The 4,088-nt window shown below is 49.9% G+C and carries 3 protein-coding genes; 2 read left to right on the plus strand and 1 reads right to left on the minus strand.

Going from position 1 to position 4,088, the window contains the following annotated elements:
- Window positions 1-130 precede the first annotated feature (130 nt).
- Entirely contained in the window at window positions 131-970 is an 840-nt protein-coding gene (locus ABYT30_RS16530) for a hypothetical protein (protein WP_373097550.1), read from the plus strand.
- Window positions 971-1,051: 81 nt separating this feature from the next.
- Here the strand turns inward: ABYT30_RS16530 and ABYT30_RS16535 are convergent, their stop codons facing one another.
- Window positions 1,052-3,508 (minus strand): TonB-dependent receptor, encoded by a 2,457-nt coding sequence (locus ABYT30_RS16535; protein ID WP_373097551.1) that lies wholly within the window; start codon window positions 3,506-3,508, stop codon window positions 1,052-1,054.
- A gap of 286 nt (window positions 3,509-3,794) precedes the next feature.
- On the opposite strand from ABYT30_RS16535, the gene ABYT30_RS16540 reads away from it, so the two are divergent.
- A partial coding sequence (locus ABYT30_RS16540; protein ID WP_373097552.1) for an AraC family transcriptional regulator ligand-binding domain-containing protein occupies window positions 3,795-4,088 on the plus strand: 294 nt, incomplete at its 3' end.

Raw genomic sequence — 4,088 nt, forward strand, 5'->3', positions numbered from 1 at the left:
GCCACGTCACCAAGGAGTTCGTTGTGCCCACCGTAAGTTTTAAGCATAACTATGCTGATTTCGGCTGGATCGAATCGCTGACGGGTGCTGGACTGCAAGTGATTGGTCTTGAACTAATCGAGGAAAAATAATGAAATGTCTTTTCCTTTTAAGCATCCTTTTCGCTTTATCAAGCTGTGACTCAAGTAGCAACAAGACTAAAACCTTTGGCGAAATTCAGGCAGAAATTGAGGCTAGTCAAAAGCTATTTGAGGAAAATAGACAACGTATTGAGGCTGAGAATAAAGCACGGGAAGCAAGGCTTGTTGAGCAAAGAAGTTATATCAGCGCTCGATATGTCTCTGTCGATGAGGATTTTCTGGACGTTGAATTAACTAACGAAACGGCTAAAGACATTGATAATGTCGTAGGCTCTCTAGAGGTCTTTGATAGCGACCACAATAGAGTCACTAGCATTGCACTGACCAATTGGGTACCTGGTGATATCTATTTGCCAAGAGGTGGTACAACACCGGCACGCAAAAGTCTGGCACTCGAAACACCTGAAAACCGAAATCAAATACTTGAAAAGGCATCTGAATATAAATTCGTTTACACCACTCTTCGTATTCAGTTTGTCGGCGAAAATGAAATAAATTATCTGGATGCTATTTTAAAGCCCAAACCAGCGGCGGCCGTTAAAAAAATTAACCCAGTTAATCAGGTCAAGCCAGACGCTTGCGGAAGCAATCAAATCAGCCTTGAAACACCAGAGATATATTACCCAGGGCCAAAATGCGAACATATTGCGCGTAATATCGATTCTGAGCGATTCAAGCTCGAATACATCGACATGTGCAGGTCGGCACTTGGAATTACTGAGCACATGCCATCGGTAGCGAAAGTTCAAGTTTCTTCCTGTATTTACGAAACTAATCGTTCAGGGCTATCCTATAGAAAGCGGATTTGCTGCGATATGCCTGTTGAATAGCTTCGTGCTCACCAGTTACGGGTGAGCAACAATCACCCGCTAATAAGGCCATAGTGGTCGGATTAGCGGGCGGGTGATGGCTCAGAATTTAAACTGCACTTCCATGCCGTAGGTTCGCGGTTGGCCTGCAAGGTACTGGTCGAAACCAAAGCCCGCTTGCAGGTTTATTGCGTAGCTGTCGTACTCTTCTTCTAGCAGGTTTTTCCCCCACACCGACACGCTGTAACTGCCATCGTTGGCGTACCAGCTCAGGCGGCCGTTATACAGCCAATAGGCGTCTTGGCGAATATTGTCGTAGCCGTATTGGTCGTTGTAGGCGCTATACCATTGGTCGTCTTGAAAGTTGGCATTGCCATTCACACTTAAATAGCCGTATTCCGTGATCAGCAAGTCGTAATCAATGGAAACACTGAAGTTAAGTTTTGGCGCCGAAATTAACTCATTGCCCGACAGGTCCACTCGGTCGTCTTGGTCGGCGATGGTTTCGGTATTGGCGAGGGTTAATTCGGTGTACTCGGTGTCGAGCAAGCCAATGGCCGACTGCACGGTCAGGCGCTCAGTAATGCGCGCCCACAATTCCGCTTCTAGGCCCATGATTTGCGAGCCGCCGGCGTTTTCCAAAAAGTTGGAAATACCCACTACGTTAATGAACTGCTGATTGGTGTAGTCATATAGGAACGCGGCCGCGTTCAAGCGCATACTGCCTTCGGCCATATCGGCTTTAAAGCCGACTTCGTAGGCGTCGATATATTCTGGCGAGGCGTAGGCGGTTTCCAGTGGCCGAGGTTGGTAGTAAACGCCGCCGTTGTAACTGCCGGCGCGGTAACCGCGACTGGCGCTGCCGTAAACCATGAAGTCGTCGTTAACGCGGTAATCTAAACCGATCTTGCCGGTAAACTCTTTTTCTGGGGCATTCAATTCTGGTGCCGAATCAAGCGTGTAAGCGCCGTGGGTGTAGCCGGTGTTTTGATAGGTGGCTAAATCACCGGGATTCGCTAACAAGTTTTGAATATCAAAAGGCGTAATTGGCAGGGTGATCCAGGCATTGTCGACGCCGGTGGTATTGCCCGGCACGTAACTGCCCCGTGGCGTACCGTCGTTCGCAAGTCGGGAAATATTTAGGTAGCTCAGTTTACTTTCGTCGCGGGTGTAGCGCAGCCCAATGTCCATGCCGAAATTAGCACTGAAATCAAAGCGCATTTGGGTATAGGCCGCCGCGCTGGTCTTTTCGGTTTCTAGGCGTTGATCAATCATGCCGAAGTCGATCAAATAAGGAAAAATCGGAATAGTGTCGGGCTTGGCATAGCCCACACGGGTATCCGGCAGCTGGTTAAAAATATCGTAGATATTTTGCATGTATAAATCTTCACTGCCGTAATACACACCAGCAATGATGTTAAACATACCGTCGAAGTTCGAGGTAAAGCGCAGGTCTTGGCTAAAGCTCAATGAGTCAGATGACCACTTTATTTCTAGCAAGCCGTTGGGGCTGCCATCGGTATCGGCCATTTGGTAGTAGTCGGCGTCGAGATAGGAGCTGACCGAGGTAATGGTATAGCTGTCACTATTGTAATTCATGGTCAGCACGGCGAGGTCGCTATTGGTGACGAGTGCGCCGATGGCATTGGATTCTGTCTCGTGAAAGTCGAGATTGCGGCTGCCTCGGGAGTAGCCGATATAGTCGATAAAGCCGTTTGAGTCGCCCTCTAAACCACTGCCACGTAAATCGGTACGGGCTTCGTTGCGTGGTGGTGTACTAAGACCGTCGTTTTTGGATTGGGTGATTTTTAATACGGCGTCGATTTTATCGCTAATAAGCCAGTTTATTCCCAGCCGCAGGCCTTGAAAGTCGGTTTGCGCGGCATTGGTGTCTTGGCCGACGACGTTTACATAGCCGTCGTCGCGTTTCATGCTGCCGGCGATACGCGCCGCCAGTACATCGGGAATCAATTCGCTCTCGGTGCCCGCTTCAATTGAGGTCGCGCCGTAACTGCCGGCGCCGGCTTTAATGAAGCTATTGGCTTCGCCGCCAAAACTGGGGGTGCGGGTAATAATATTAATGGCGCCGCCGGTGGTGTTTTTGCCGTAGAGCGTGCCTTGGGGGCCGCGCAAAACCTCGAGCCGCTCAATATCGAAGAAGCTGGCACCGTGGCTGTAAACAGGCGCTAAATAAGCTTCGTCTACGTACACACCAATGGGGCTGGCTTGGTTGGAGCTGTAGTCAGACATGCTGACGCCGCGAATCGAAAATATCGGCTGTACGTCGCCATAGGGGCCGCTGACCTGCATATTGGGTACCTGCGCAGACACGTCGTTGGCGTTTTCAAAACCGAGCTTGTCGAGCATATCGGCAGTGACGCCGGTGACCGCAATAGGGATGTCCTGGGCACTTTCACTGCGCTTTTGGGCCGTGACCAATACCTCTTCGAGCGCTGGTGCGGCGACAGTTTGGCTGGCGGCGAGCAGGGCAATACCGCTAATTCCGGTACTGATTAAGAGTCGGGTATAGAAAGGACGAGCTGGATTGTATCGGGTCACAGATATCTCCTCGGAATAACGATGTAAATTGCGCAAGTACAAAACCAAGTTTTAGAACGGCGCGGTACAAGGAATTTTATTTATTATTTATCTAACTTACGGCTCAAGCCTCAGCGACTCTCCGCTTTTTTCTAGGCGGTGGACAGTCTAATTGATAAGCTATGTTGAATTTCGGACATTTTCAGTGCCTTGCGGACATTGTCACGGTTTGTTGTCTGCCTTCACGTCTATATCAAGAAGCCATACGTCGCCATAGCGGAGCTGGATTCTTCGAGCGAGCTTTATTATGAAAAGTTGGGACTTTTGTCGGAGTATCACCAGTGTTCAAATTCTGGTGTCGCTTGGCCTCGAATACGGCGCGGCGCTAGATCGACTATTGCTAAATACCGCGCTGGATCAGGCGAGTTTAGATAACCCAGAGACGGTGGTGGAGGCCAGTGCCGAAATGGCGGTGGTGCGCAATTTACTCCGCGAACTGCCACATATTGCAAACTTGGGGCTTCTGGCGGGGGAGCGCTATCATCTCTCTGCCTATGGTATTTGGGGCTTTGCGCTGGCCAGCAGCCCCACGGCGCGTAAA

The organism is Zhongshania sp. (assembly GCF_041623545.1).
GTDB lineage: Bacteria > Pseudomonadota > Gammaproteobacteria > Pseudomonadales > Spongiibacteraceae > Spongiibacter.

Coding starts and splice junctions, on each gene's coding strand:
- ABYT30_RS16530 (WP_373097550.1), top strand. CDS start 131: ATGAAATGTCTTTTCCTTTTAAGCATCCTTTTCGCTTTATCAAGCTGT.